Source organism: Pseudomonas sp. FeN3W (assembly GCA_030263805.2).
GTDB lineage: Bacteria > Pseudomonadota > Gammaproteobacteria > Pseudomonadales > Pseudomonadaceae > Stutzerimonas > Stutzerimonas stutzeri_G.
In genome coordinates, this window is record CP136010.1 from 1,834,353 (window position 1) to 1,860,032 (window position 25,680).

28 protein-coding genes are annotated in these 25,680 nt (G+C 62.5%); 10 read left to right on the forward strand and 18 right to left on the reverse strand.

Features of this window, described 5'->3' with window-relative positions; translation table 11 throughout:
* Positions 1-81 precede the first annotated feature (81 nt).
* Entirely contained in the window at positions 82-1,629 is a 1,548-nt protein-coding gene (murJ, locus tag P5704_008720; protein WOF80541.1) for a murein biosynthesis integral membrane protein MurJ, read from the reverse strand.
* A 222-nt stretch (positions 1,630-1,851) separates the two neighbouring features.
* On the opposite strand from murJ, the gene rpsT reads away from it, so the two are divergent.
* Positions 1,852-2,130, forward strand: a complete 279-nt coding sequence (gene rpsT / locus P5704_008725; protein WOF80542.1) for a 30S ribosomal protein S20 — start codon at positions 1,852-1,854, stop codon at positions 2,128-2,130.
* Positions 2,131-2,217: 87 nt separating this feature from the next.
* Here rpsT and P5704_008730 read toward each other — a convergent pair whose 3' ends face one another.
* The 5 genes from P5704_008730 to rplU form a co-directional block, all read right to left on the reverse strand.
* Positions 2,218-2,682, reverse strand: a complete 465-nt coding sequence (locus P5704_008730; protein ID WOF80543.1) for a CreA family protein — start codon at positions 2,680-2,682, stop codon at positions 2,218-2,220.
* Positions 2,683-2,689: 7 nt separating this feature from the next.
* Positions 2,690-3,808 (reverse strand): glutamate 5-kinase, encoded by a 1,119-nt coding sequence (proB, locus tag P5704_008735; protein ID WOF80544.1) that lies wholly within the window; start codon positions 3,806-3,808, stop codon positions 2,690-2,692.
* A 105-nt stretch (positions 3,809-3,913) separates the two neighbouring features.
* Positions 3,914-5,131 carry an Obg family GTPase CgtA gene (gene cgtA, locus P5704_008740; protein WOF80545.1) on the reverse strand — a complete coding sequence of 406 codons (1,218 nt, stop codon included), beginning with the start codon at positions 5,129-5,131 and terminating at the stop codon, positions 3,914-3,916.
* 169 nt (positions 5,132-5,300) lie between these two features.
* Positions 5,301-5,558: a 50S ribosomal protein L27 gene (gene rpmA / locus P5704_008745; protein WOF80546.1), complete on the reverse strand. Its 258-nt coding sequence runs from the start codon at positions 5,556-5,558 to the stop codon at positions 5,301-5,303.
* A 35-nt stretch (positions 5,559-5,593) separates the two neighbouring features.
* A complete protein-coding gene (gene rplU / locus P5704_008750; GenBank protein WOF80547.1) occupies positions 5,594-5,905 on the reverse strand; it encodes a 50S ribosomal protein L21 in 312 nt (103 codons plus the stop codon).
* 242 nt (positions 5,906-6,147) lie between these two features.
* Here rplU and P5704_008755 point away from each other — a divergent pair, with 242 nt between their 5' ends.
* Together P5704_008755 and P5704_008760 are read left to right on the forward strand one after the other, a co-directional pair.
* Positions 6,148-7,116: a polyprenyl synthetase family protein gene (locus P5704_008755; protein WOF80548.1), complete on the forward strand. Its 969-nt coding sequence runs from the start codon at positions 6,148-6,150 to the stop codon at positions 7,114-7,116.
* A gap of 154 nt (positions 7,117-7,270) precedes the next feature.
* Positions 7,271-7,498 (forward strand): hypothetical protein, encoded by a 228-nt coding sequence (locus tag P5704_008760; GenBank protein ID WOF80549.1) that lies wholly within the window; start codon positions 7,271-7,273, stop codon positions 7,496-7,498.
* Positions 7,499-7,643: 145 nt separating this feature from the next.
* On the opposite strand, the gene P5704_008765 is transcribed toward P5704_008760, so the two are convergent.
* The 7 genes from P5704_008765 to P5704_008795 form a co-directional block, all read right to left on the reverse strand.
* Entirely contained in the window at positions 7,644-8,261 is a 618-nt protein-coding gene (locus P5704_008765) for an FKBP-type peptidyl-prolyl cis-trans isomerase (protein WOF80550.1), read from the reverse strand.
* 96 nt (positions 8,262-8,357) lie between these two features.
* A complete protein-coding gene (locus P5704_008770) occupies positions 8,358-8,498 on the reverse strand; it encodes a DUF2256 domain-containing protein (GenBank protein ID WOF80551.1) in 141 nt (46 codons plus the stop codon).
* Positions 8,495-10,030, reverse strand: coding sequence for a cryptochrome/photolyase family protein (locus tag P5704_008775; protein WOF80552.1), 1,536 nt, complete (start codon positions 10,028-10,030; stop codon positions 8,495-8,497). Before P5704_008775 ends, P5704_008770 begins: the two co-directional genes overlap by 4 nt.
* A gap of 58 nt (positions 10,031-10,088) precedes the next feature.
* Positions 10,089-10,394 carry a DUF6482 family protein gene (locus tag P5704_008780; GenBank protein WOF80553.1) on the reverse strand — a complete coding sequence of 102 codons (306 nt, stop codon included), beginning with the start codon at positions 10,392-10,394 and terminating at the stop codon, positions 10,089-10,091.
* Between the two features lie 89 nt (positions 10,395-10,483).
* Positions 10,484-10,972 carry a TIGR00645 family protein gene (locus P5704_008785; GenBank protein WOF80554.1) on the reverse strand — a complete coding sequence of 163 codons (489 nt, stop codon included), beginning with the start codon at positions 10,970-10,972 and terminating at the stop codon, positions 10,484-10,486.
* A gap of 167 nt (positions 10,973-11,139) precedes the next feature.
* A complete protein-coding gene (locus P5704_008790) occupies positions 11,140-11,475 on the reverse strand; it encodes a hypothetical protein (protein ID WOF80555.1) in 336 nt (111 codons plus the stop codon).
* 175 nt (positions 11,476-11,650) lie between these two features.
* Complete coding sequence (locus P5704_008795) at positions 11,651-14,083, reverse strand: ATP-binding protein (GenBank protein ID WOF80556.1); 2,433 nt, start codon at positions 14,081-14,083, stop codon at positions 11,651-11,653.
* 314 nt (positions 14,084-14,397) lie between these two features.
* Here P5704_008795 and P5704_008800 point away from each other — a divergent pair, with 314 nt between their 5' ends.
* Entirely contained in the window at positions 14,398-15,426 is a 1,029-nt protein-coding gene (locus P5704_008800) for a cytochrome-c peroxidase (protein ID WOF81194.1), read from the forward strand.
* A 62-nt stretch (positions 15,427-15,488) separates the two neighbouring features.
* On the opposite strand, the gene mscL is transcribed toward P5704_008800, so the two are convergent.
* Positions 15,489-15,899, reverse strand: a complete 411-nt coding sequence (mscL, locus tag P5704_008805) for a large-conductance mechanosensitive channel protein MscL (GenBank protein ID WOF80557.1) — start codon at positions 15,897-15,899, stop codon at positions 15,489-15,491.
* A gap of 222 nt (positions 15,900-16,121) precedes the next feature.
* Here mscL and P5704_008810 point away from each other — a divergent pair, with 222 nt between their 5' ends.
* A complete protein-coding gene (locus P5704_008810; protein ID WOF80558.1) occupies positions 16,122-16,391 on the forward strand; it encodes a DUF465 domain-containing protein in 270 nt (89 codons plus the stop codon).
* A gap of 58 nt (positions 16,392-16,449) precedes the next feature.
* Here P5704_008810 and P5704_008815 read toward each other — a convergent pair whose 3' ends face one another.
* A complete protein-coding gene (locus P5704_008815; protein WOF80559.1) occupies positions 16,450-16,884 on the reverse strand; it encodes a CopD family protein in 435 nt (144 codons plus the stop codon).
* A gap of 116 nt (positions 16,885-17,000) precedes the next feature.
* On the opposite strand from P5704_008815, the gene radA reads away from it, so the two are divergent.
* Positions 17,001-18,362: a DNA repair protein RadA gene (gene radA, locus P5704_008820; GenBank protein WOF80560.1), complete on the forward strand. Its 1,362-nt coding sequence runs from the start codon at positions 17,001-17,003 to the stop codon at positions 18,360-18,362.
* 3 nt (positions 18,363-18,365) lie between these two features.
* On the opposite strand, the gene P5704_008825 is transcribed toward radA, so the two are convergent.
* The 3 genes from P5704_008825 to glyA form a co-directional block, all read right to left on the reverse strand.
* Positions 18,366-18,734: a PilZ domain-containing protein gene (locus P5704_008825; GenBank protein WOF80561.1), complete on the reverse strand. Its 369-nt coding sequence runs from the start codon at positions 18,732-18,734 to the stop codon at positions 18,366-18,368.
* Positions 18,735-18,791: 57 nt separating this feature from the next.
* The gene (locus P5704_008830; GenBank protein WOF80562.1) at positions 18,792-19,253 is read right to left on the reverse strand and encodes an isoprenylcysteine carboxylmethyltransferase family protein; all 462 of its coding nucleotides are present in this window, start codon (positions 19,251-19,253) and stop codon (positions 18,792-18,794) included.
* Positions 19,254-19,397: 144 nt separating this feature from the next.
* Positions 19,398-20,651, reverse strand: a complete 1,254-nt coding sequence (gene glyA, locus P5704_008835; protein ID WOF80563.1) for a serine hydroxymethyltransferase — start codon at positions 20,649-20,651, stop codon at positions 19,398-19,400.
* A gap of 253 nt (positions 20,652-20,904) precedes the next feature.
* Here glyA and ettA point away from each other — a divergent pair, with 253 nt between their 5' ends.
* From ettA to siaC, 4 genes are all read left to right on the forward strand, one after another.
* Positions 20,905-22,572 carry an energy-dependent translational throttle protein EttA gene (gene ettA / locus P5704_008840; GenBank protein ID WOF80564.1) on the forward strand — a complete coding sequence of 556 codons (1,668 nt, stop codon included), beginning with the start codon at positions 20,905-20,907 and terminating at the stop codon, positions 22,570-22,572.
* 162 nt (positions 22,573-22,734) lie between these two features.
* A complete protein-coding gene (siaA, locus tag P5704_008845) occupies positions 22,735-24,726 on the forward strand; it encodes a biofilm regulation protein phosphatase SiaA (GenBank protein WOF80565.1) in 1,992 nt (663 codons plus the stop codon).
* 15 nt (positions 24,727-24,741) lie between these two features.
* Positions 24,742-25,284 carry a biofilm regulation protein kinase SiaB gene (gene siaB / locus P5704_008850; GenBank protein WOF80566.1) on the forward strand — a complete coding sequence of 181 codons (543 nt, stop codon included), beginning with the start codon at positions 24,742-24,744 and terminating at the stop codon, positions 25,282-25,284.
* A 17-nt stretch (positions 25,285-25,301) separates the two neighbouring features.
* Complete coding sequence (siaC, locus tag P5704_008855; protein ID WOF80567.1) at positions 25,302-25,679, forward strand: biofilm regulation phosphoprotein SiaC; 378 nt, start codon at positions 25,302-25,304, stop codon at positions 25,677-25,679.
* Position 25,680: the final 1 nt, after the last annotated feature.

Consider the following 25,680-nt stretch of genomic DNA (forward strand, 5'->3'; position numbering starts at 1 on the left):
GCACTTCTTGCTTGAAAAGTGGCCGATTATACGCACGTGCTGCGCATCCCGGACAGGTTTGCTCCGCCCGTGAATCGTCGATCAATGCCGCAAATGCCGCGGTCGCAGCCCGGTCAGCAACAACCCGGCGGCGAATGCCGCGAGCCCTGCGCAAACGAGAATCCCCAACCGCAGCGCTCGCTGCTGCCAGCCCCAGACGAACCACTCCTGCGCCGGCACGTTAAGCCACCAGACCGTCGCCACCATCGCCGCACAGGCAGCTGCCAGGCGTAACCCGAACAGCCACCAGCCCGGTGCAGGACGGTAGACGCCAACCTTGTACAGCCCCCAGAACAGCAGCACAGCGTTGAGCATCGACGACAACGAAGTCGCCAGCGCCAGCCCGACATGCTGTAACGGCCAGATCAGGATCAGGTTCATTACCATGTTCGCGACCATGCAAATGACCGCGACGCGTACCGGCGTCTTCAGATCCTGACGAGCGAAGAAACCCGGCGCCAGCACCTTGATCAGCATGAACGCCAGCACGCCGAGAGAATAGGCCTGCAGCGCCCTGGCCGATTGCACCACCGCCTCTTCGCTCATGGCGCCGTAATAGAACAGGCTGGCGATCATTGGCTCGGCGAGAATACCCAGCGCCAGCGCAGCGGGAACGCCTACCAGCAGCACCATGCGCAATGCCCAATCGACCGTTGCGGAGAACGCCTTTGGATCGTCTCCGGCATGCTGGCGCGACAAGCTCGGCAAGATCACCGTACCAATCGCGATGCCAAACGCCCCCAACGGCAGCTCTGACAGGCGATCGGCGTAATACAACCAGGACACGCTGCCGGTCTGCAGAAAGGAAGCCAGCACTGTATCCAGCAACAGATTGATCTGACTGACCGAGACACCGAACAGCGCCGGCACCATCAGCAGCATGATGCGTCGAACGCCCTCGTCACCCCGCTTTACCTTTGGCCGCGGCAGCAGGCCAAGCTTGGCGACATACGGCAGCTGGAAGGCCAGCTGGGCGAAACCGGCAATGAACACGCCCCAGGCCAGCGCCATGATCGGCTGATCGAAATACGGGGTCAGGAACACCGCCGACATGATCATGCAGACATTGAGCAGCACAGGCGTGAATCCGGGCACCGCGAAATAGCCGTAGCTGTTCAGCACCCCCGAGGTGAAAGCCGTCAGCGAGATCAGCATCAGGTAGGGAAAGGTGATGCGCAGCAGCTCGCCAGCCAGCTGCATCTTCCCCGGATCATCATGAAAGCCGGGCGCGAAGACCATTACCACATAGGGCGCAAACAGCACGCCCAGCGCAGTCAGCCCGGCAAGGATGAGCCCGAGCATACCGGCGGTGCGATCCACCAACTGCTTGACGTCCTGCAGCGTGCGCTTGGTGCGATATTCCGAAAGCACCGGCACGAACGCCTGAGCGAATGCACCCTCGGCAAACAGCCGGCGCAGAAAGTTGGGAATCTTGAACGCAATGAAGAACGCGTCGGCCGCAGCCCCCGAACCGAAGTAGCTGGCGACGACCATATCGCGTACCATGCCCAACACGCGTGACAGCAGGGTCATGACACTGACCACGGCGCTGGAGCGCAACAATCCGCCCTTGCCGGTTTTTTCGGACATTTGTCTTCCTAGAATTGCAGCGAGATTGATCGACCGAACGCTCAGCGCCGGCCGGATCGATGGCCAGTTACGACACGAAAAGAGGCGGCGAGTTTAGCCGCAGCCCTTCTGTCCGACCAGCTTCTCAAGCCATTCGACCGGGCTTGACAAGCGCCCTTCGCGTCGGCATGATTCGCGGCCTTATTTGCTTTGCAATCCCCCAAGTTTTCGAGGAGTTCGACGGTGGCCAACAGCCCTTCCGCCAAAAAACGCGCAATTCAGGCTGAGAAGCGTCGCAGCCACAATGCCAGCTTGCGCTCCATGGTTCGTACCTACATCAAGAATGTGGTCAAGGCCATCGACGCCAAAGACCTGGACAAGGCTCGCACAGCCTACACTGCTGCTGTGCCGGTCATTGACCGCATGGCCGACAAAGGCATCATCCACAAGAACAAAGCTGCTCGTCACAAGAGCCGCCTGAACGGCCACATCAAGGCCCTCGGCGAAGCTGCTGCAGCCTAACTGCAGGTTCTTGAAAAAACCGGCCTAGCGCCGGTTTTTTTATTCCCAAATTTTGCCCCACTCGCGAAGGATGGGCCGATGCGCAAGTTACGGCGCAACCGGCCAAGGCAGAATCGGAATCGCCGTCACCGCATTCTGCGGACTACCCTCGATGACGCGATCGCTGTAGACCAGATAAACCAAGGTATTACGCGACTCATCAAAGAAGCGCACCACCTGCATGGTCTTGAACACCAGCGAGGTGCGCTCCTTGAACACTACATCGCCATCTTTGAGCTTGCCGTTGATGCGAATCGGCCCCACCTGGCGACAGGCGATCGACGCCTCGGCACGATCCTCCGCGAGCCCCAGCCCGCCCTTGATTCCACCGGTCTTGGCGCGAGACAGATAGCAGGTCACACCATCGACCAAGGGATCGTCGAACGCCTCCACGACGATCTTGTGATTCGGCCCGAGCCACTTGAAGACCGTATCCACCTCACCGACCTGCTCGGCCAACGCCAGCGAAGGGATGAGCAACCCAAAAACCAGCGAAAAATTGGCTAAACGCATCCTCACCTCAGACCAGAATCATGTTGTCGCGATGGATAAGCTCCGGCTCGTCGACATACCCGAGCAGCTTTTCAATTTCATCTGATGGCCGCCCAAGGATGCGCTGCGCCTCGGCTGCACTGTAGTTCACCAGACCGCGCGCGACCTCCGAACCCTGCGGGCCGACACAGACGACCATCTCGCCACGACGAAACGCCCCCTGCACAGCCCTGACCCCAACCGGCAGCAGGCTGCGGTTACCCTGGCGCAGCGCGTGCACAGCACCGTCGTCCAGCGTCAGCGTGCCACGCGTTTGCAGGTGCCCGGCCAACCATTGCTTGCGCGCCGCATGCCGACTGCACTCCGGCGCCAGCAGCGTCCCCAGGCGATCACCCGCCTTGAGCCGCGCCAGCACCAGCTCGATGCGCCCACCAACGATCACCGTATGCGCGCCAGAGCGCGCTGCCAGGCGCGCCGCACGAAGCTTGGTCTGCATGCCGCCACGCCCCAGCGCCCCTCCCGTGCCGCCAGCCACTGCATCCAACGCAGGATCGTCGGCGCGCGCCTCACTGATGAGATTGGCTTGAGGATTGAAACGCGGGTCGGCGTCGAACATGCCGTCCCGGTCGGTCAGGATGACCAGCAGATCGGCCTCGACCAGGTTGGCGACCAGTGCAGCAAGCGTGTCGTTGTCGCCAAAGCGGATTTCGTCAGTGACCACCGTGTCGTTCTCGTTGATGACCGGCACCACACCGAGATCGATGAGCGTACGCAGCGTGCTGCGCGCATTGAGGTAGCGCTTGCGATCCGAGAGATCGTCGTGAGTGACGAGAATTTGCGCCGTCTGCTGATCGCAGCGAGCGAAGCTGGATTCCCAGGCGCGAATCAAGCCCATCTGTCCGACAGCGGCGGCCGCCTGCAACTCATGCACAGCCTTCGGTCGAGAACTCCAACCAAGACGACTCATGCCCGCAGCAACCGCACCCGACGACACCAGCACGAGCTCCACACCTGCCTCGCGCAAGGCCACCATCTGATCGACCCAGACCGCCATCGCAGCCTGATCGAGCCCGCGGCCGTCGGCGGTCAGCAGCGCACTGCCGATCTTGACCACCCAGCGCCGCGCACCGCTCACCTTGTCCCGCATCGTTCCCGCCTTCTATACGGCCAAAACACTTTCGGATCGGACTGCGCACGAGGCAGCCCACCGACCACTCGCCTGACCAGGCCGCGCAGCGGCCCGGGGTTCGACTTAGCGCACGTAGATGATCTCGGCACCACCCTCGTCATCATCATCGTCATCGAAGTCGTCGTCTTCGACCTCATCGGCCGCCTTGACGCCAGCGCGGCGCAACGCACGCTGATCATCCAGCTCCTGCAAGCGGGCCCGCGCCTCATCTTCGATCTGGCGATCGAGCTCGGCCAGGGCCTCGGCGTAGTCAGGCTCTTCGGCGATGCGCACAGTGCGCTCATCCAGATAACGCATGATCGCCTGACTCAGCGCTTCGGTACCCTCGCTCTCCAGCGCGGAGATGACGAATACAGGACCCTTCCAGTCCAAGCGCTCGACCACCTGCCGGACACGTTGCTCACGCTCGTCTTCCAGCAGCTGATCAGCCTTGTTCAGCACCAACCAGCGATCGCGCTGCGTCAGCGCCGGGCTGAACTTCTCCAGCTCATGCAGGATCACCTCCGCCGCATCAGCCGGGTCGCTACCATCTAACGGAGCCATATCCACCAGGTGCAGCAGCAGGCGAGTACGCGCCAAGTGCTTGAGGAAGCGAATCCCCAGCCCCGCACCTTCGGCCGCCCCCTCGATGAGCCCCGGAATGTCGGCAATCACGAAGCTCTTGTAGCGTCCGACACTGACAACACCGAGGTTCGGCACCAGCGTGGTGAACGGGTAGTCAGCGACCTTGGGCTTGGCCGCCGACACCGAGCGAATGAAGGTGCTCTTACCGGCATTCGGCAAGCCCAGCAGACCGACATCCGCCAACACCTTCAGCTCGAGCTTGAGATCACGAGCATCACCCGGCTTGCCCGGCGTGGTTTGCCGCGGCGCGCGATTGGTGCTGGACTTGAAGCGCGTATTGCCCAGCCCATGCCAGCCGCCTTGAGCCACCAGCAGGCGCTGCCCCGGCTTGGTGAGGTCGCCCATGATCTCCTGGGTAGCCGCATCGATGATGGTGGTACCAACCGGCACCGGCAGGACAAGATCCTCACCCTTGGCGCCTGTACAGTCGGTACTACCGCCCTTCTGCCCGTTCTGCGCATTGAAGCGACGGGTGTAGCGGTAGTCCACCAGCGTGTTGAGGTTCTCGTCGGCCTCCAGATACACCGAGCCGCCGTCACCGCCATCGCCGCCGTTGGGGCCACCCTTTTCGATGAACTTCTCACGACGAAAACTCATCATGCCGTTGCCGCCGTCGCCGGCCTTTACAAAAATCGATACTTCATCGACGAATTTCATGGGAACGCCTCCCGTCGCAGGACGGGCTTAGGAAACAAGAAACGTAAGGGTCTTGCAAAAAACCCAGCGAAAACTGAATGAGCACCGAGCAGTTCTTTGCAAGAGCCTCACAGGATACAGAAACAAAAAAGCCCCGTCGCATGACAGGGCTTTTCCAGCAACGACGCAGTTAGGCTGCGACGACGCTCACGTAGCGACGGCCAAAAGCGCCCTTCACTTCGAACTTGATCACGCCTTCCACTTTCGCGAACAGGGTGTGATCCTTGCCCATGCCAACGCCGTAACCGGCATGGAACTGAGTGCCGCGCTGACGCACGATGATGTTGCCGGCCTTGATGGCCTGGCCGCCGTACATCTTCACGCCAAGGCGTTTGGCTTCTGAGTCGCGACCGTTGCGGGTAGAACCGCCAGCTTTTTTGTGTGCCATGAGTTCAATACTCCTATAAGGGGATTCAGGCCCGATTAGCCCTGAATACCGGTGATTTTGACCTCAGTGAACCACTGACGGTGGCCCTGACGCTTCATGTGGTGCTTACGACGGCGGAATTTGATGATGGTGACCTTGTCGTGACGGCCCTGGGCGATCACTTCAGCGGTAACCTTGGCACCATCGACCACCGGAGCGCCGATCTTTACATCATCGCCGTTGCCGATCAGCAGAACGCGGTCAAAAGTGACAGCTTCGCCGGTCGCAACTTCGAGTTTTTCAATCTTGAGGTATTCGCCTTCGGCAACTTTGTATTGCTTGCCGCCGGTTACGATAACTGCGTACATCTGTGTATCTCCGTTGATCCTGCTCACCCAGCGCTTTGAAAGAATGATTAGTGGCTGGCATGGCTGCATGGGGCCGGAAGGTGACGCCCGTGCAATTGCGTAAGGCAGGGAAATGCCCAGGGGGAAGTTCAGGGTCCGCGATTGTACGCATGCGATACACCCCGCGCAATAGCCAACTGGGGTTGCCTTGACAGTGCCAGACCCGCCCCCTAGCATGCCGCGCAATCTGCGAGGAGTCCCCGATGCAACCCCAGTCTTTCTATCAAGTTGTGGCGGACGATTTTGCCGCTGTCGACGGCATCATCCGCAAGCAACTGACTTCGCGCGTTCCTCTGGTGGAAAAGATCGGGGATTACATCACGTCGGCCGGCGGCAAGCGCCTGCGCCCCTTGCTGGTGCTGCTCAGTGGCAGCGCGCTCGGTCATCAGGGCGAGCAACTGCGCCTGCTGGCCGCCATCATCGAATTCCTGCATACCTCCACACTGCTGCACGACGACGTCGTCGACATGTCCGGCATGCGCCGCGGCCGCTCGACCGCCAACGCCCTTTGGGGCAATGCCCCAAGCGTACTGGTTGGCGACTTTCTATATGCACGCTCGTTCGAAATGATGGTGGAACTGGATTCCATGCCGGTGATGCGCATCATCTCCCAGGCAACGCGAGTCATCGCCGAAGGCGAAGTGCTGCAACTGTCGAAGGTCCGCGACGCCAGCACCACCGAAGAAATCTATATGGAAGTCATCCGCGGCAAGACCGCGATGCTCTTCGAAGCCTCGACCCACAGTGCCGCCACCCTGGCCGGCGCCAGCGAAGAGCAGCGTGAAGCGCTGCGCACCTTCGGCGACCACCTCGGCATAGCCTTCCAGCTGGTCGATGATCTGCTCGATTATCAGGGTGACGCGGAAACTCTCGGCAAGAACGTCGGCGACGACCTCGCCGAAGGCAAGCCTACCCTTCCGCTGATCTACACCATGCGCGAAGGCACCGCCGACCAAGCCGCCCTGGTGCGCAAGGCCATCCAAAAGGGCGGCCTGGAAGATCTGGAAAGCATCCGCGCCGCTGTCGAGGCATCGGGTGCGCTGGACTACACCGCCAAGCTCGCCCGCGACTATGCCGAACGCGCCGTTGCCTGCCTCGAAGTAATCCCCGCGAATCGGTATCGCGATGCCCTGGTCGAGCTCTGCCGCTTCGCCGTGGCGCGCACGCACTGACAGCACATCCAGCAATATCCACGCTGCGCCTCGAGCGCAGCCGTCAACCTCTGACTTAGCACCCTTCCATCTACCGGCGTGACTGGAAACATTTGCGCTTGCATATTTGCAAATAACAATTATTCTCATTACGGGAATGAATTGGAGGTGCCGAATGACTTATCTGATAGATGCCTGGCTGGATCGCCCACAACCCTACCTGCGCATACTCGACCGCAATACCGGTGCCGTATGCGTTTCACTCGAAGGGGATGCGCTGGAAGAGTTGCGAGAACAAGGCGATCTCGATGTGCAGGAGTTGAGCACGAGTGAACCCTGCGTGCTCAAGGAACAGGTCCGAAACCTGTTCCTGTTCAGCTATGCCAGGGCGTTGCGTCCTTGAAGCAGCGTAGGTTGGTGCTGAGCGTAGCGAAGCCCAACAGGCACAGCCATAGCATGTTGGGCTTCGTCGCTTCGCTCCTCAACCCAACCTACGCCTGGATTCGCGGGCATGGCCCGCTCCTGCATGTGCCCCGGCTTGAAGCCGTTTAAAGCACGTCCAGCAGTTCGACGTCGAACACCAGCGTGCTGTGCGGCGGGATACTGCCAACGCCCTGAGCGCCATAGGCCAGCTCGCTTGGTACGTACAAGCGCCACTTGCTGCCGGCATTCATCAGCTGTAGGGCTTCGGTCCAGCCTGCAATCACGCCGCCCACCGGAAACTCGGCAGGCTGGCCACGCTGATAGGAGCTGTCGAACACACTGCCGTCGATCAGCGTGCCGTGGTAGTGCGTACGCACGCTGTCCTCGCGGGACGGCTTGGCACCCTCTCCGGTCGTCAGTACTTCGTATTGCAGACCCGACTCCAGTACCACAACGCCTTCGCGCTTGGCGTTCTCGACGAGGAAGGCACGACCTTCGGCGGCGGCGGCTTCAGCCTTCTGCTGCGCCTCAGCCTGCATGCGCTCGCGGATCACCGCGAAGCTGGCGTTCAGCGCTTCCGGGCTGACCTGGCTGGCAGCACCGGCAAACGCATCACGAATACCGGCGATCACCGCATCGAGACTGACGCCCGGCGGGGGATTGTCACGCAGCTGGTCGCCCAGCTGGCGGCCGATGCCGTAGCTCACACGGGTTTCGTCAGTAGAGAGATTGAGGTCGGTCATGCCGGGCTCCGAGAGGAAAAAAGGTCGGCCAGCCTAGCACAGCTGCAGCGAGCGGACGCAGCCACCCACTTCGCATCGCCGTCGGCAGTGCTTCCATTACTCGCTCTGCCGACTGCGCCGACAACGTTCGGAGCAATAACGCACCTCATCCCAGCAGCGCGACCACTTCTTTCGCCAGGCAAACGGCAGGTTGCAGGCGGCGCAGCACTTGAATGGCAGGTCCGCTTTCTTTCTCACAGCGCGCGCCCACCATCCAGGCGCGCCAGCAGCGACTCGCCGCGCTGCCACAGCGCCTGCTGCTTGCTGTCATCCATGCGCGCGAGATTGCGATAGACCATGCTCATTCGCGGATTACCCTGCAACTGCTCGCGGTGGCGCATGAGAAAGTGCCAGTACAAGGCGTTGAACGGACAGGCATCATCCGTCGTGCTCTCGCCCACCTTGTAAGAGCAATCCTGACAATAGTTGGACATGCGCTTGATGTACTGGCCACTGGCACAGTAAGGCTTGGAACCCAGGTACCCGCCGTCGGCATGCAGCACCATGCCCAGCACGTTGGGCAGCTCCACCCAGTCGAACGCATCCATATAGACCGCCAGGTACCAATCGCACAGCGCGGGCGGTGCGATGCCGGCGAGCAGCGCGAAATTACCGGTCACCATCAGCCGCTGGATATGGTGAGCGTAAGCGTGCTCCAGCGTCTGCCCGATCACCTGGCGCATGCAGGTCATGCGCGTTTGCCCGGTCCAGTAGAACTCCGGCAGCGGCCTGGAATTGCCAAGGGCATTGCGTTGCGCGTAGTCCGGCATCTGCAACCAATAGATGCCGCGCACATACTCACGCCAACCGATCAACTGGCGAATGAAGCCCTCGGCAGCGTTCAGCCCGACGTGCCCCTGCCGGTAGGCGGCCTCCACGTCATCACACAGGCGGCGCAGGTCAAGCAGGCCGACATTGAGCGCGGCGCCGATGCGCGCATGAAACAGGAACGGTTCCCCGCTGGCCATGGCGTCCTGGTAGTCACCGAAAGCGGCCAAACCGAAATCGAGAAAATGCAGCCAGAGCTGTTCGGCCTCGGCGTGGGTGACGGGGTAATCGAAGCCATCCAGACGACCGTAGTGATGCGCGAAGCGTACTTTCACCAACGCTTGCACAGCCCGCGTGATGTCATCAGCGGCGAAGCGCAAGGTGATCGGACCGTGCAAGCCGCGTGGCAGCGGCTTGCGGTTGCCCGCATCGAGATTCCATACACCGCCCTCCGGTGTGCCATCCAGATTCAGCAGAAGACCCGTTTGACGACGCATCTCGCGATAGAAGAACTCCATGCGCAACTGTCGCTTGCCTCTGGCCCAACTGGCGAACCCGGTCCGCGAGCAGAGGAAGCGGCGGTCGACATGCCAGGTGATCGAAAGCCCCCTACTCTTGAGCGCCTGTTCGACCCGCCAGTCACCGGCCTCGGTGACATGGATTTCGTCAGGTCGATAGCGTTCGGCGAAGCGCGCCAGCTCCCCGGCCAACGAACCGCTGTTGGCGGGATCGTCGAGTGTCACGTAATCCACCGTGATCCCGCGTTTGCGCAACGCCTCGGCGAAGTGCCGCATGGCGCTGAACAGAAAGACGATCTTCTGCGGATGATGCGGAACGTGTCCGGCTTCCCCGGCGACCTCGGCGAGTAGCACCCGGTCACGCGCCGGATCGAGCCCATCCAGGGCGGAGAGTTCGAAGCTCAACTGGTCGCCGAGCACCAGGCGCAGCGCGGCGACGCTCACGAGCAACGCCCCTGACGCTTACCGAACAGGGCGCTGCTGGCGCGCTTGCCGCCGGCCGTCACCACTGCGAACGCATGCCGATCGGCACACGCAATGGCTCGCGGACGCCCTCGGCAAGACCGCACATCTCGTCGTACGGCGATTGCTGCACCAGATGAAAGGGCAGCTCCGGCAGCTCGCGCAACAAATCACGAGCGTGCTCGACGGAACGCAGATGCCACACCTCGCCGCGCGCGTCGATCAGGCTATGCCGCTGGCCCTGCAGGTAGATGTCGAGAAGATAGATGCCACCCTCGAGCGAAATCAGCTCAAGGGCGTCGATACGCCCGGCCTGGGCATGAGTGGCGAGGTTCTGAAGGTTCATGGCGCTTGCCCTTTGAAAAGCAGTACAGAATATTTAACAAAAAACAAATTCTGTACAGCTTTTCGGGGCTCGCACCTGCAGAGGGACGATCAGTGCTTGGTGAGCTTGTCGAGATAGCCCATGGCGAACGCCGAAACCACGAAGGTGAGATGAATGATCACGTACCACATCAGCTTTTCGCTATCGAGCTGCTGAGCATCCATGAACATGCGTAGCAGGTGAATCGACGAGATAGCGACGATGGAGGCAGCGACCTTCATCTTCAGCGATCCGGAGTCCATCTTGCCAAGCCAGTCGAGCTTTTCCTTGCCTTCCTCGATATCGAGCTGAGAAACGAAGTTCTCGTAACCGGAGATCATCACCATCACCAGCAGCCCGCCAACCAGCGCCATGTCGATCAGTGACAGGAGCTTGAGAATCAGCTCGGCCTCGCTGAGCGCGAGAATCGCCGGGAGGATATGGAAGATTTCCTGAAAGAACTTGATCGCCAGCGCCAACAGGGCGAACGCCAGACCGAAATAGATGGGCGCCAGCAGCCAACGGGCGGCATACATGGCATTTTCGAGGATGCGCTCCATGAGGTCTCACAGCAGAAAATGAGGAAGGCGCGAGTATACGCAGCCATGCCGAGCGCACCAAGGCAGGCCAAGGTGCGCTCGACGCATGTGGATAAGAAGTTCACCGGCTCCGACGAGGCCCCCGCTGCAGCCGGGTCGAAACGCGACCGGCCTGCGATGAAGCTGGCTTAAGGGCGCGACTCCCAGCCACCGAGAAAGCGCGCCTGATTGGCGTTCACCCGACGCAGCTCAGCTTGCATATGCAGTTGCCAGATGGATGGGTCATCGGATTCACAATAGCCCTGCCCCATCAGGTTGTCGGCGATCGCCGCAAGCACCGATTCGGCCATGGCAGGCCCGTGGAATGGGCCCTGGACCTTGATTGCAGTGGGTTGCCCGTCTGCCAGACCAGCCGCACAGAGCAGCGTCCACAACCCATTGCCGCCAGCAAGTGGGCGTATGGCGCATTCGATTCGAGTAACCAGGCCCAAGCACTGGCGGTTCAGACAAAGATTGTGTGGCATGACGGCAGTCCTCGCGTCGGGCCGCCGCGGGAACATCCTGTACGGATGTAGCGCGAGAGCCTGTTTATCCCCTGAAGCTGTGGATAATCCTGTGGATGGAGGGTGGATGCCCTCCTCCACTGCAGACCCGCCGCGCGAGCTATCGTTCCGTTCAAAAACCGCACAGTGGCGAGCGTTACCTGTTCTCCTCGGACGCCCCTTGCTCAGCCTGCGCCGGTTCGCTCTTACCTTCTTCCTCGAGTTCGATCTCGGCAATGTCGCGCAACCGCTCGACCACCCGGGCGTTCACGCTGCCTTTGGGGAAATGGCCCAGCTCGTTGGCCGCACCCACGTCCTCACCGGCCAGCAGCGACAGCGCCTCATCCACCTGCCTGACAGCATAGACGTGGAACTGCTGCTGGCGCACCGCCTCCAGCACGCGCTCGTCGAGCATCAGCGTGGTGACATTGGCGAACGGGATGATCACCCCCTGCTCGCCGGTCAGCCCGCGCGCCTCGCAGAGCCGGAAGAAGCCTTCGATCTTCTCGTTGACCCCGCCGACCGCCTGCACCTCGCCGAACTGGTTGATCGAGCCGGTGATGGCGAAGCACTGCTTGAGCGGCGTGCGCGACAGCGCCGAGATCAGTGCGCAGCACTCGCCCAGCGAAGCGCTGTCGCCGTCGACGTAGCCGTAGGACTGCTCCAGCGCGATGCTCGCCGAAATCTCCAGCGGAAATTCCTGGGCGTAGCGGCTGCCGAGGTAGCCGGTGAGGATCATCACGCCCTTGGAGTGGATCGGCTGGCCGAGATTAACCTCGCGTTCGATGTCGACGATTCCCGAGCCGCCCGGATAGACGGTGGCGGAAATGCGCGCCGGCATACCGAAGGCCGAGTCGCCGACTTCCAGCACCGTCAGCCCGTTGCACTTGCCGATCGCCGCGCCCTCGCTGTCGATCAGGATCACGCCGGCCAGAATGTCTTCGAGAATCCGTGCCGAGACACGGCCTGTGCGCGTGGCCTTGGCTTTCAGTGCACGCTCGATGTGACCGACATCGGTAACCTCATCCTTGGCCAGCTGGCGGATGAAATCAGCCTCGCTGACCAGCTGGAAGAGGTCGCCAATGCGTGCCGACAGGCGGCCCTGGTGCTCGGCCAGCCGCGCGCTGTAGGTCGCCAGGCGCGCCACCGCGGCGGCGCTGAGCGGCGCCATGCCTTCTTCCGAGGTGCGGGTCTTCATCAACTGGGCGAACTGCTCGAGGCTGTCCTCGGCCAGCGGGATGTCCTCGTCGAAGTCCACCAACACGCGGAACATTTCCTGGAAGTCCGGATCCAGATCCTGCAGCGTGTAATAGAGCTGGCGCGAGCCGATGATGATCACCTTGACGTTCAGCGGGATGACCTGTGGCGTCAGTGTCACCGTGGCCAGGCGGCCGAGCTCGGCCAGCGGCGACTCCATCTTCAGCTTGCGCGATTGCAGGGCGCGCTTGAGCGCTTCCCAGACGAAGGGCTCGCTCAGCAGCTTCTCGGCCTCGAGCATCAGGAAACCGCCGTTGGCACGGTGCAGCGCACCCGGACGTAGCTGGCGATAGCTGGTGTAGAGCGCGCCTTGATCGGTGTTGTACTCGATGCGACCGAACAGGTTGTCGTAGGTCGGGTGCGGCTCGAATACCACCGGCGCGCCACCATCGACCGGGTGACCGACCACCAGGCTCGGGCTGTACTGCTCTTCCAGCAATACACGGTTCTGCGCTTCCGGGCGGTTCTCGTCCACCAGTTGCTCGACCACGGTCTTCAGCAGGTTGACCTGCACCGCCTGCAGGTAGGCTTCGATGCCGGCGTTTTCCGCATACTTCTCCGACAGCGGCGCCAGCAGCGGCTGCAGTGCCTGGCTGATGGTCTCGTCATTGAGCTGGCGCAACTGGTTGGTCGACTCGCGCTTCCACTGCGGCAGGCTGGCGAGCTCCTCGTTCAGACGCACTTCCAGCGCGGAAATGTCTTCGTGATAACGCTCACGCTCGGCTTCGGGCAGCTGGGCGAACTCGGTTTCGTCCAGCGCCTTGCCTTCCTTCATGGGCGTGAAGGCGATGTTGGTGCTGTCGCGATAGAGAGCGATCTCCTTTTCCAGGGCGAGCTTCTCGATCACGTCCAGCGCCTTGTCGTAGCGCTGATTGAAAGCGCGGTCGATGGCGCTTTTCTTCTGCTGGAAACTCGGATGCTCGAACACCGCCGGAAAGGTCGCCAGCAGGTTATCGATCAGCTGATTGATATCGGCGATGAACGCAGCGGCACCGCCATGTGGCAGCTCCAGCACGCGAGGCTCGCGCGGCTCGTCGAAGTTGTTCACGTAAACCCAGTCCGACGGCGTATCCAGGCGCTTGCCTTCGGCCTTGAGGTAGCGCCGTACGAACGAGAAGCGCCCGGTGCCTGGCTCTCCCATCACGTAAACGTTGTATCCCGGACGCGGCATGGCCACGCCGAACTGCAGTGCCTCGACCGCACGCTCCTGGCCGAGCACGCCGAGAAACGGCTCCAGTTCGGAGGTATCGTTGAAATTGAATTGGCTGGGCTCGAAGGGACGGGTCAGCGCATCGGGTGCCAGGCGCAAGCCGGCAGCGACAGTGTCAGGCATCGGAGATCCTTGCTGGGGTGGCGCATGCGGCCACGGTGGATGCCTGCCATTCTGGCGTCGCCTCCGCCGTGCCGCAAGGCTGGTGCCCGCAGATCGCGGCAGCCGCGGACCTATCGATCCGGACTCCGATAAGCGCTACACGAACAAGCCGGATCGCCAGGCAAATCGTCGATCGCTCCGCGATCGAACTGCACGGTCATACCCGGAAACAATTTGTCATACCCGCCTTGCTCATCCCACTTGATGCAGATCAAGCTATCAGTCGCGCAAAAAGTGCCTCCTAGACCCAGCCAACACCAAAGAAGCTATCCGTGATGCGCCCTTCCCTTCCCCTGTTGCTTAGCAGCCTACTGTTCGCCAGCGTAGCGAGCGCCGATGAACTGCGTGAGCGCGCCAGCGCCATCTTCAAGCCGATTCCCGACAAGGTCACCGAAGTCCGCGGTCAGGCGGTCAGCGAAGACCAAGCCATGCTTGGCCACAAGCTATGGTTCGATCCACGCCTGTCCAGCAGCCACGTGATCAGTTGCAACACCTGCCACAACCTGAGCATCGGCGGCAGCGACAACGTGCAGACCTCCATCGGCCACGGCTGGCAGAAAGGCCCGCGCAACTCGCCGACCGTACTGAACGCCGTGTTCAACGCCGCGCAGTTCTGGGATGGCCGCGCCAAGGACCTGCAGGAGCAAGCCAAGGGTCCGGTACAGGCCAGCGTCGAGATGAACAGCACGCCCGAGCGGGTCGTGGCGACGCTCAAGAGCATTCCGGAGTACGCCGCCGAGTTCAAGAAGGCCTTCCCCAACGACAAGGACCCGGTCAGCTTCGACAACATGGCCTACGCCCTGGAAGCCTTCGAAGTCAGCCTGACCACGCCGAACTCGCCGTTCGACCGCTTCCTCAAGGGTGAGGACAAGGCGCTGGACGACAAGCAGAAAAAAGGCCTCGCCCTGTTCATGGACGTCGGCTGCATCGCCTGCCACAACGGCGTCAACGTCGGCGGCCAGAGCTACTTCCCGTTCGGCGTGATCAAGAAGCCGGGTGCCGACATCCTGCCGGCCGGCGACAAGGGCCGCTTCACGGTCACCAATACCGCCGACGACGAGTACGTGTTCCGCGCCGCCCCGCTGCGCAACATCGCCCTGACCCCGCCGTACTTCCACAGCGGTGAGGTCTGGGAACTGGAACAGGCCGTGGCGATCATGGGCGACAGCCAACTCGGTCGTCAGCTCAAGGATGACGAAGTCAGCGCCATCACTGCCTTCCTCCACAGCCTCACCGGCGAGCAGCCGCAGGTGGCCTACCCGATCCTGCCGGCCAGCACAGCGAACACTCCGAAACCCGAGTGATCGCCTCCAGTTACCCGGCGCCAGCCGCCGGGTAACTGCGCCGCGGGCCTGCGTGCCCCGCTTCAGCTTCCCCTCTGCTCCTTGAGCAGGTCGCGAATCTCGGTCAGCAGAAGCTCTTCCTTGGAAGGCGCAGGCGGTGCAGATGGCGCCTCGGCTTCCTTGCGCTTGAGATGGTTGATGGCCTTGATCGCCATGAAGATGGCAAAGGCGATGATCACGAAGTCAACCACGGTCTGAATGAACGCACCGTACCGCAGTACCACCGCCGGGGCCTCGCCAACGGCCTCCTTGAGCACTATCGCCAGATCAGAGAAGTCCACCCCGCCGATCAGCAGCCCCAGCGGCGGCATGATCACACCATCGACGAACGACGACACGATCTTGCCGAAGGCAGCGCCGATGATGATACCCACGGCCATGTCGACGACATTTCCTCGCACGGCAAACGCCTTGAATTCGTTGATCAGACTCATACGCAGATTTTCCTTTAGTGGATGACCGGGCCGCCCGCCACGACCCTCGGGCATGGCGGTGAACGCCGTTGTAGAGCATAGGCGGGCTTGCCAGCGCAGGCCACGACAGTACGCCTTTCATCGACCGGTTATTGCGAATGAGGTTCGCTTGATCGCCGTCAACCGGTTCTCGCAGGAGGGCGACTAAGGTGGACGCCTTCCTGACAAACCGGAGCGGTTTCCATGCACGTCGAACATCACCCCCTGATCAAGGATTTTCCTGAGAAACGCGAGCAGTTGCAGAAACTGCGTCAGGAAGATCCGACCTTCGCCCGCAAGGCGGACGAGTACGAAGCGCTGGACAAGCGCATCTGCCGCGTCGAAGACGGTGTCGAAACCCTCGACGACAGCGCGCTCAATGCCCTCAAGCAGGAGCGCGTGGCAATGAAGGACGACATCGCCCGCGATCTCAAGCGCGCGTCGGGCAGCTGCTGCGGCGGTTGCTGCGGCTGATAGCGTCGGTCAGTGATAACGAAGCCCGCCATGCGCGGGCTTCTTGCTGTGTGGCCCGCTAGAACAGGCCACCGAAGCGGAACCCCGAGCCAACCCAGACGAAGGCAACCGCTGTCAGGGTGATCAGCACGATATGCAGTCCGAGTTGCGGCAGGCGCTGCGCATCCAGCTTGGGAATCAATGCCAACCGCGCATGCACGCCCAGCAATGCGGTAAATCCGAGCAACATCAGCTTTGCCTGCACCAGGTGCGCCATGGGCGATGAGTCGAACCACTGCCCATGGGGCAGCCAGAGACTGGCCAGCCAGAGCCCGCTGACGATCTGCAGCAACAGCGCGGGAATTCCGACGCGCTCGTAGAGCTGTTCGAACTGGCGTACCGGCTGCACATCGCCGCGACGCAGGGCGCCCGGCAGCACACTGCACAGCAGTACCAGATGCCCGCCCACCCAGACACTGGCGCCCAGCAGGTGCAGAAACAACAGATGTCGCATGGGGCTCACTCCTGTTCGATTTGTTTACAGTCTGGCCGCTGCCTCGCCGCTTGTGGCTGATGACGATCAAGTCAGCCGTTATCATGCGACACCCTCTACCAGACCCGGAGTTTCCCATGGCCAAGGCCAAGCGCATGTATGGCTGCACCGAATGCGGCTCGACCTTTCCCAAGTGGGCCGGCCAGTGCGGTGACTGCGGCGCCTGGAATACCTTGGTGGAAACGATCATCGAAGGTGCTGCACCGCCGTCAGGCCGCGCGGGTTGGGCTGGGGAGCAGGCCAACATCCGGACGCTGGCCGAGGTCAGTGTCGAGGAAGTGCCGCGCTTTTCCACCGCCTCCGGCGAGCTGGACCGCGTGCTCGGCGGCGGTCTGGTCGACGGTTCGGTGGTGCTGATCGGCGGCGATCCGGGCATCGGCAAGTCGACCATCCTGCTGCAGACGCTGTGCGCCATCGCCCAGCACTACCCGGCGCTCTACGTTACCGGCGAGGAATCCCAGCAGCAGGTGGCGATGCGTGCGCGCCGGCTTGACCTGCCGCAGGACCGGCTCAAGGTGATGACCGAGACCTGCATCGAATCGATCATCGCCACCGCGCGGCTGGAAAAGCCCAAGGTGATGGTGATCGACTCGATCCAGACCATCTTCACCGAGCAGCTACAGTCGGCGCCCGGCGGTGTGGCCCAGGTGCGCGAGAGCGCGGCGCTGCTGGTGCGCTACGCCAAGCAGAGCGGCACGGCGATCTTCCTCGTCGGCCACGTCACCAAGGAAGGCGCGCTGGCCGGCCCGCGGGTGCTGGAACACATGGTCGACACCGTGCTGTATTTCGAGGGCGAGTCCGACGGCCGCCTGCGCCTGCTGCGCGCGGTGAAGAACCGCTTCGGCGCGGTCAACGAACTGGGCGTGTTCGGCATGACCGACAAGGGCCTGAAGGAAGTCACCAACCCCTCGGCGATCTTCCTCACCCGCGCCCAGGAGTCGGTGCCCGGCAGCGTGGTGATGGCCACCTGGGAAGGCACCCGGCCGATGCTGGTGGAGGTGCAGGCGCTGGTCGATACCAGCCACCTGGCCAACCCGCGCCGCGTCACCCTGGGCCTGGACCAGAACCGCCTGGCCATGCTGCTGGCCGTGCTGCACCGCCACGGCAGCATTCCCACCTACGATCAGGACGTATTCATCAATGTGGTGGGCGGCGTGAAGGTGCTGGAAACCGCAGCCGACCTGGCGCTGATGGCCGCGGTGATTTCCAGCCTGCGCAATCGCCCGCTGGATACCGACCTGCTGGTGTTCGGCGAGGTGGGGCTGTCCGGCGAGATTCGCCCGGTGCCGAGCGGTCAGGAGCGCCTGAAGGAAGCCGCCAAACACGGCTTCAAGCGCGCCATCGTGCCCAAGGGCAATGCGCCGAAGGAGGCGCCTGCCGGTTTACAGATCATCGCCGTGACGCGCCTGGAGCAGGCGCTCGACGCGCTGTTCGAGTGAGCGCTACTCACCGCCGAGCGCGGCCAGCTCGCGCTCCAGCAGTGCCTCGTCGCCGAGGTTGAGTTCGACCAGGCGCCGCAGGTGGGCGATCGAGTCGAGATCGATGTGCCGACAGACGAAGCCGATCAGATCGCCCTCTTCATGAGCCATCGCCACCTCCATGCGCACCTCGGCATCATCGGCCAGGCGCACCCGCGCCTCGAACGGCCTTTCTGCATCGGCATCCCAGCCTTCCGGGCGGCGAACCAGCAGGCCTTTCAGCGACAGGTCATGCAGCTCGACCGGCCAGCGCCGGTCGCCCTGCACCAGCTCAGTGGCGGCATCGAACTCGATACGCTGGAAGCGCCGGCGGTCACTGGGGGAATCAGTCATGAACATCACTCCGCGGTGTCTGAATTCACTATAGGACAACAACTCTCGACATCGCCGTCACAACCAGCGGCGCACCCGTCCACAGTACGCCAGATAGTCGTCGCCAAACAGCTGGGTCAGCAAGCGCTCCTCATGCACGATGACAGCGCGCTGCATGGTGAAGATCAGGGCGGGAAGCAACAGCCACGGCCACAGCGTGCCCCAGAGCAGCGCGATGCCGCAGTAGATCAGGCTGTCAGCCAAATAGATCGGGTTGCGCGAAAAACCGAACGGCCCCTCTTCCAGCAGCTTCGCGGGCTTGCCATAGGGATTGACCGTGGTTCTGCGCCAGAGCATCAGCAAGCCGGCCCAGAGCATCAGCACCACGCCCGCGTCGATCAGCCCCCAGCCCAGGTAGTGCGTCCAGAGATCGCGCGGCAACGCGATCGGCAACAGCGACTCCCACAGCCAGGCCGCGGCGAGAAACAGCAGATAGATGACCGGTGGCGGCAGGATCACACCCGTGGCGCGCTTGAACATCAACCAAACTCCGGACCAGCAGTTCCAGGCAGTCTAGCGTGTCGAGCACCTATTACGGCGACCAGGATCAAGCGCGCCGCACCTACCACCTGCAGACAGCAAAAAGCCCGCTTTCGCGGGCTTTTCGATGCAGCGTTCGAACGCTTAGTTGCCGTATACCGGAAACTTGGCGCAGACCGCTTCGACCTTGCCACGGACCGCTTCGATCACCGACTCATCGCCCATGTTGTCGAGGATGTCGCAGATCCAGCCAGCCAGGTCGCGGCACTCGGTCTCGCCGAAGCCACGAGTGGTGACGGCCGGGGTGCCGATGCGCAGGCCGGAAGTCACGAACGGCGAGCGCGGATCGTTCGGCACGCTGTTCTTGTTAACGGTGATGTGCGCGTTGCCCAGGGCGGCGTCAGCATCCTTGCCGGTGATGTCCTGCTTGATCAGACTGAGCAGGAACAGGTGGTTCTGGGTACCGCCAGAGACCACGTCGAAGCCGCGCTGGATGAACACTTCGGCCATGGCCTGGGCGTTCTTCACCACCTGTTGCTGGTAGGCCTTGAACTCGGGCTGCAGGGCTTCCTTGAAGCACACCGCCTTGGCCGCGATGACGTGCTCCAGCGGACCGCCCTGGGCGCCGGGGAAGACCGCGGAGTTGAGTTTCTTCTCGATCTCCTCGTTCTTCCTGGCCAGGATCAGGCCACCGCGCGGGCCACGCAGGGTCTTGTGGGTGGTGGTGGTGACCACGTCGGCGAACGGCACCGGGTTCGGGTAGACACCGGCGGCGACCAGACCAGCCACGTGGGCCATGTCGACGAACAGATAGGCACCGACCTTGTCGGCGATTTCGCGGAAACGGGCGAAATCCAGCTTCTGCGAGTAGGCGGAGAAACCGGCGACGATCATCTTCGGCTTGTGCTCGACGGCCAGACGCTCGACTTCGTCGTAGTCGATCAGACCCTGGTCGTTGATGCCGTACTGCACGGCGTTGTACAGCTTGCCGGAAGAGGACACGCTGGCGCCGTGGGTCAGGTGGCCGCCGTGGGCCAGGCTCATGCCGAGGATGGTGTCGCCAGCGCTGAGCAGCGCCAGGTAGACGGCGGCATTGGCCTGGGAACCGGCGTGCGGCTGGACGTTGGCGTAGTCGGCGCCGAACAGCTCCTTGGCACGATCGATCGCAAGCTGCTCGACCACGTCGACGTACTCGCAACCGCCGTAGTAGCGCTTGCCCGGGTAGCCTTCGGCATACTTGTTGGTCAGCACCGAACCCTGGGCTTCCATCACCGCCGGGCTGGTGTAGTTCTCCGAGGCGATCAGCTCGATGTGGTCTTCCTGACGCTTGGCTTCCTGCTCCATGGCAGCGAAGAGATCGGCGTCGAAACGGGCGAGGGTCAAATCACGGCTGAACATGGCAGTCCTCTGAGATCAGCTGGCGGTAAAAAGAGAGGCGCGGATTCTACCCCATCCGACCGCCCGCGGGTATGAGCGATAGTCATGCACAAGATGAACGACCGCCGCGCACGCAGCCCGCGCGGAGCGCCGCCACGGTTTGCCCTGGGCGGAGCATTCGGGTAGCTTTGCGCCCTTTACATGCCGCCCGTTTTCCCGGCCGTTACGGCCTCGGGCCAGGCATCCCTCATCACTGTCACGGGCATTCGTTTCCATGGCTCAATACGTCTACACCATGCATCGGCTGAGCAAGGTCGTTCCGCCGAAACGCGAGATTCTCAAGAACATCTCCCTGTCGTTTTTCCCCGGCGCCAAGATCGGCGTGCTCGGCCTGAACGGCGCGGGCAAGTCCACCCTGCTGCGCATCATGGCCGGCGTCGACACCGAGTTCGACGGCGAGGCCCGCGCCATGCCGGGCATCAACGTCGGCTACCTGCCGCAGGAACCGCAGCTCGATCCGGAAAAGACCGTGCGCGAAGTCGTCGAGGAAGCGGTTGGCGTGATCAAGGACGCCCAGGCCCGCCTGGATGCCGTCTATGCCGCCTACGCCGAGCCGGACGCCGACTTCGATGCGCTGGCGGCCGAGCAGGCCAAGCTCGAAGCGATCCTGCAGGCATCCGACGGTCATAACCTGGAGCGCCAGCTCGAAGTCGCCGCCGACGCTCTGCGCCTGCCGGCCTGGGACGCCAAGGTCGCGCACCTGTCCGGCGGCGAAAAGCGCCGCGTCGCACTGTGCCGCCTGCTGCTGTCCGCACCGGACATGCTGCTGCTGGACGAACCGACCAACCACCTGGACGCCGACTCGGTGGCCTGGCTGGAGCGCTTCCTCCACGACTTCCCCGGCACCGTGGTGGCGATCACCCACGACCGTTACTTCCTCGACAACGTCGCCGGCTGGATCCTCGAACTCGACCGCGGCGCGGGCATCCCGTACGAAGGCAACTATTCCGGCTGGCTGGAAGCCAAATCGGCGCGTCTGGCGCAGGAGTCCAAGCAACAGTCGGCCCATGAAAAGGCCATGAAGGAAGAGCTGGAGTGGGTGCGCAAAGGCGCCAAGGCCCGCCAGTCCAAATCCAAGGCTCGTCTGCAGCGCTTCGAGGAAATGCAATCGCAGGAATTCCAGAAACGCGCAGAGACCAACGAAATCTATATCCCGGCCGGCCCGCGCCTGGGTGACAAGGTCATCGAATTCAAGAACGTCACCAAGGGCTACGGCGACCGCGTACTGATCGACGACCTCTCCTTCAGCGTGCCGAAAGGCGCCATCGTTGGCGTGATCGGTGGCAACGGTGCCGGTAAGTCGACCCTGTTCCGCATGCTGATGGGCAAGGAAACCCCGGATTCCGGCAGCATCGAAATCGGCGACACCGTGCAGTTGGCCTGCGTGGATCAGAGCCGCGACGACCTGGACGGTGGCAAGACCGTCTGGGAAGCGGTCTCCGACGGCCTGGATCAGATTCGCATCGGCAACTACGAGGTGCCATCGCGCGGTTACGTTGGCCGCTTCAACTTCAAGGGCGCCGACCAGCAGAAGTTCGTCAAGGACCTTTCCGGTGGTGAGCGCGGTCGCCTGCACCTGGCGCTGACCCTCAAGCAGGGCGCCAACGTTCTGCTGCTCGACGAACCCTCCAACGACCTCGACGTGGAAACCCTGCGCTCGCTGGAAGAGGCGCTGCTGGACTTCCCCGGCTCGGCCATCGTGATCTCCCACGACCGCTGGTTCCTCGACCGCGTCGCCACCCACATCCTCTCCTACGAGGACGATGGCGGTGTGGTGTTCTTCGAAGGCAACTACACCGAGTACGAAGCCGATCGTAAGAAGCGCCTCGGTGACGCAGCTTCCCAGCCACACCGCGTCAAGTACAAGAAACTGGCGCAGTAAGCGGTAGCTAATGACAACGGAGCCGGACAGGCTCCGCTGTCGTGTCTAGAGAAAGCCCCCACAAACAGTGGCACAATGCTGCCTACGTGAATTACTGATCCCTTCGGCAGGCGCGGCAAGCGCACCCATGCCGGACCCCGCGACCGACAAAGGACAATTCGCATGGCGGCACTTGGACTGCGCGGCAAATCACTGCTGGCATTGTTGCTCAGTTGCCTGCTTGCTTTCGTCTTTGCCGGTTTCATTGGTCGAGAGGCGTTGCTCGGCGTGCAGAGTCGCTTCGGCGAGGCCTATGCGCGCAATGTGGTCCAGCTCAACCGCGAACGCCTGTTCGCACCGGTTTCGCGCGAACTGGCACTGGCTCAACGGCTGGCGGCTTCGCAACTGACGCTGGCCTGGTTGAACGACGAGCAGGACCCGGCCAAGCGCAAGGTCTTTTTCCAGGAAGCAGCCGGCTACCAGCAGGCCTTCGGCGACCACGCCTACTTCGCCGCCTCGGCGAGCAGCAACAGCTACTACTCGAACGGACCCGACCAGCCACCCAGCGACGCGCCTCGCTATGCGATGGCCCCGGACGCTCCACGCGATGAATGGTTCTTCCAGACATTGCAGGTCGATAGCCCCTATGCCATCAACGTCGACCGTTCGGTGGTCACCGGTGAGCTCAAGGTGTGGTTCAACGTGCAGGTGCGTGACGGCGATCGGCGCCTCGGCCTGGTCGGTTCCGGCATCAGTTTGCAGGCGTTTCTGGATGACTTCATCGAGGCCAACAAGGTCGGCGTCGAGTCGATGGTGCTCGATGCCTACGGCTCCATCCTCGTCCATCCGAATCAAAATCTGGTCACGCTCAACGCCGAAACCGCGCGTGGACGCTCCTTGTCGACGAGCATCCTCGGTCAGCTCGACGACCTCGGCGAAGCCTCGGCAGTGCGTCAAGCCATGGCGGAAAGCCGCGAGAGCCCAGGCACGGTGGCGACGTTGCGCGTCACCCTGGATGGCGCGCCCCGCTTGCTGGCACTGAGCTGGATTCCAGAACTGCAGTGGTTCGTCGCCAGCGCCGTGGACCTGGGGACCGCACAGATCGTCGAGGTGCGTCCGTTGCTGCCGGCCATCGCCCTGTTTCTGGTGCTGTTCCTACTGCTGATCGGCGGCGGCGCCTGGCTGGTCGAGAAGCGCGTCCTCAAACCGTTGCGCCAGCTGAGACGCAGTGCCCAGGCCCTGGCTGCGGGGCAGTACGATGCACCCCTGCCCCTGCATCGACAGGACGAGATCGGCGAACTCAGCGCAGCCTTCGGTGCCATGGCGCAGCAGGTTCGCAGCCACACCAGCGAGCTGGAGAATCGCGTGCGTGAGCGCACTCGCGACCTGGAGCAGGCCAACCAGGAAATGGCCGCTGCGCACAAGAAGATCGACGATTCGATCGACTACGCCAGCCTCATCCAGCGTTCGATCCTGCCCAACCGACAGCTGGTCACCGCCATGGGTGATCGTCATGCCGTGCTCTGGCGGCCACGAGATGTCGTCGGCGGCGACTTCTATGTGTATCGCGCCGACGAGCATGGCTGCCTGTTCGGAATCGTCGATTGCGCAGGTCACGGCGTGCCCGGCGCGTTGATGACGATGCTGGCCCACGCCGCCATCGATCAGGCGCTCGGCACGACCGGACTGGACGATCCCGCCGCCGCGCTCGCGCGCACCGATGCGATCGTGCGCAACATGCTGCGCGAAGAGCAGGACTCCCACGCTCTGGCGACGAACATGGACATCGGCCTGGCGTATGTCGATTTGCGCCAGCGCAAGGTGCATTATTCCGGCGCGAAAATTGCGTTGTACTACTGTGACGGCGAAGAGGTGCACGAGATCAAGGCAGCGCGGCGCGCCATCGGCGATAAACGCATCGGCGACTACCGCAACACCAGCGTCGATCTGCAACCGGGGCGGACCTTCTACATGACCACCGATGGTTTCCTCGACCAGGCCGGCGGCGACGATGGGTTCGGGTTCGGCAACAGCCGCTTCGCCAGCATGATTCGTGAGCATGCACGGCTTCCCCTGGCCGAACAGGGCGAAGCCTTCAGCCTCGCACTGGCGCGCTATCAGGGTGAATTCCCACAGCGCGATGACATCACGATGTTATGTTTCCGTTTCGATTGAGACAGGGAGTTGGCCATGGCCCCCATTGACATGTTCGCGATGCGCGAATGCTACAACCAGCAACAGATCCTGCTGTGCTTCAACGGCCCCATCTCCCGCAGCCTGATCGAAGAGATCGGCAATGCCCTGCGTAACTACATGAGCGAAGAACAGGCGCACCCGTCCTCGGCCATGGACGTGTTCGCCGTGTACATCGAGATGACCCAGAACATTCGCCACTACACCCGCGAAAAGAACTGGTCCGATCAACAGGCCGGCGCCACGGTCGTGGTCGCACGCGATGACCAGGGCCGTTACGTGGTGTCGGCCGGCAACCTGATCGAACCCGCTGATGGCCAGCTGCTGCTTACCGCGGTCGCCGAACTGGCGAAAAAGGACAAGGCCGGCCTCAAGGCCCTGTACAAGGAACAGCTGCGCAAACCCCGCGACGAACACGTAGCAACCGGCGCCGGCCTCGGTCTGATCGACATCGCCCGCAAGTCCAGCGAGCCGCTCAAGGCTTCGCTGCAGCCGGTCTCCGACGAGCTTTCCTTCATCAGCCTGAGCGCCGTCATCTGAAACTCAAGAGCATCCCCATGAACGATTTTTCAATCCCTGGCAGCCAGTCCACTCCCGCCATCCAGTCCGACTGGGAAAAAGGCATCGTCTCGATGCAGGGCGACTCGTATCCGGAAAACTCCTACGAGCTGTTCCACCAGGTCTACGAATGGATCGAACGCTTCCTTGGCGAAGCCACACATCCGCTCAGCCTCGAACTGCGCCTGCTGTACCTGAACACCAGCAGCATCAAGGCGATGATGGATATCTTCGATCTGCTCGAAGCCGCCTCCCAGGAAGGCCGCCAGGTCGCGGTCAACTGGTACTACGACATCCGCAACGAGCGCGTCGTGGAGTTGGCCGAAGAGTTCAAGGAAGACTGCACCTTTCCCTTTTCCATCCAGAGTCACGACTGAC

Bases quoted from the DNA above. Each gene is read 5' to 3' on its own strand.
- radA (WOF80560.1), top strand. From the start codon at position 17,001: ATGGCCAAGGCCAAGCGCATGTATGGCTGCACCGAATGCGGCTCGACC.
- P5704_008830 (WOF80562.1), bottom strand. From the start codon at position 19,253: ATGTTCAAGCGCGCCACGGGTGTGATCCTGCCGCCACCGGTCATCTAT.
- P5704_008810 (WOF80558.1), top strand. From the start codon at position 16,122: ATGCACGTCGAACATCACCCCCTGATCAAGGATTTTCCTGAGAAACGC.
- P5704_008780 (WOF80553.1), bottom strand. From the start codon at position 10,394: ATGAACCTTCAGAACCTCGCCACTCATGCCCAGGCCGGGCGTATCGAC.
- mscL (WOF80557.1), bottom strand. From the start codon at position 15,899: ATGAGTCTGATCAACGAATTCAAGGCGTTTGCCGTGCGAGGAAATGTC.
- rpmA (WOF80546.1), bottom strand. From the start codon at position 5,558: ATGGCACACAAAAAAGCTGGCGGTTCTACCCGCAACGGTCGCGACTCA.
- siaA (WOF80565.1), top strand. From the start codon at position 22,735: ATGGCGGCACTTGGACTGCGCGGCAAATCACTGCTGGCATTGTTGCTC.
- P5704_008800 (WOF81194.1), top strand. From the start codon at position 14,398: ATGCGCCCTTCCCTTCCCCTGTTGCTTAGCAGCCTACTGTTCGCCAGC.
- P5704_008795 (WOF80556.1), bottom strand. From the start codon at position 14,083: ATGCCTGACACTGTCGCTGCCGGCTTGCGCCTGGCACCCGATGCGCTG.
- P5704_008825 (WOF80561.1), bottom strand. From the start codon at position 18,734: ATGACTGATTCCCCCAGTGACCGCCGGCGCTTCCAGCGTATCGAGTTC.
- proB (WOF80544.1), bottom strand. From the start codon at position 3,808: ATGCGGGACAAGGTGAGCGGTGCGCGGCGCTGGGTGGTCAAGATCGGC.
- P5704_008760 (WOF80549.1), top strand. From the start codon at position 7,271: ATGACTTATCTGATAGATGCCTGGCTGGATCGCCCACAACCCTACCTG.
- P5704_008755 (WOF80548.1), top strand. From the start codon at position 6,148: ATGCAACCCCAGTCTTTCTATCAAGTTGTGGCGGACGATTTTGCCGCT.
- P5704_008790 (WOF80555.1), bottom strand. From the start codon at position 11,475: ATGCCACACAATCTTTGTCTGAACCGCCAGTGCTTGGGCCTGGTTACT.
- murJ (WOF80541.1), bottom strand. From the start codon at position 1,629: ATGTCCGAAAAAACCGGCAAGGGCGGATTGTTGCGCTCCAGCGCCGTG.
- P5704_008765 (WOF80550.1), bottom strand. From the start codon at position 8,261: ATGACCGACCTCAATCTCTCTACTGACGAAACCCGTGTGAGCTACGGC.
- ettA (WOF80564.1), top strand. From the start codon at position 20,905: ATGGCTCAATACGTCTACACCATGCATCGGCTGAGCAAGGTCGTTCCG.
- rplU (WOF80547.1), bottom strand. From the start codon at position 5,905: ATGTACGCAGTTATCGTAACCGGCGGCAAGCAATACAAAGTTGCCGAA.
- P5704_008730 (WOF80543.1), bottom strand. From the start codon at position 2,682: ATGCGTTTAGCCAATTTTTCGCTGGTTTTTGGGTTGCTCATCCCTTCG.
- P5704_008815 (WOF80559.1), bottom strand. From the start codon at position 16,884: ATGCGACATCTGTTGTTTCTGCACCTGCTGGGCGCCAGTGTCTGGGTG.
- cgtA (WOF80545.1), bottom strand. From the start codon at position 5,131: ATGAAATTCGTCGATGAAGTATCGATTTTTGTAAAGGCCGGCGACGGC.
- P5704_008785 (WOF80554.1), bottom strand. From the start codon at position 10,972: ATGGAGCGCATCCTCGAAAATGCCATGTATGCCGCCCGTTGGCTGCTG.
- glyA (WOF80563.1), bottom strand. From the start codon at position 20,651: ATGTTCAGCCGTGATTTGACCCTCGCCCGTTTCGACGCCGATCTCTTC.
- siaB (WOF80566.1), top strand. From the start codon at position 24,742: ATGGCCCCCATTGACATGTTCGCGATGCGCGAATGCTACAACCAGCAA.
- siaC (WOF80567.1), top strand. From the start codon at position 25,302: ATGAACGATTTTTCAATCCCTGGCAGCCAGTCCACTCCCGCCATCCAG.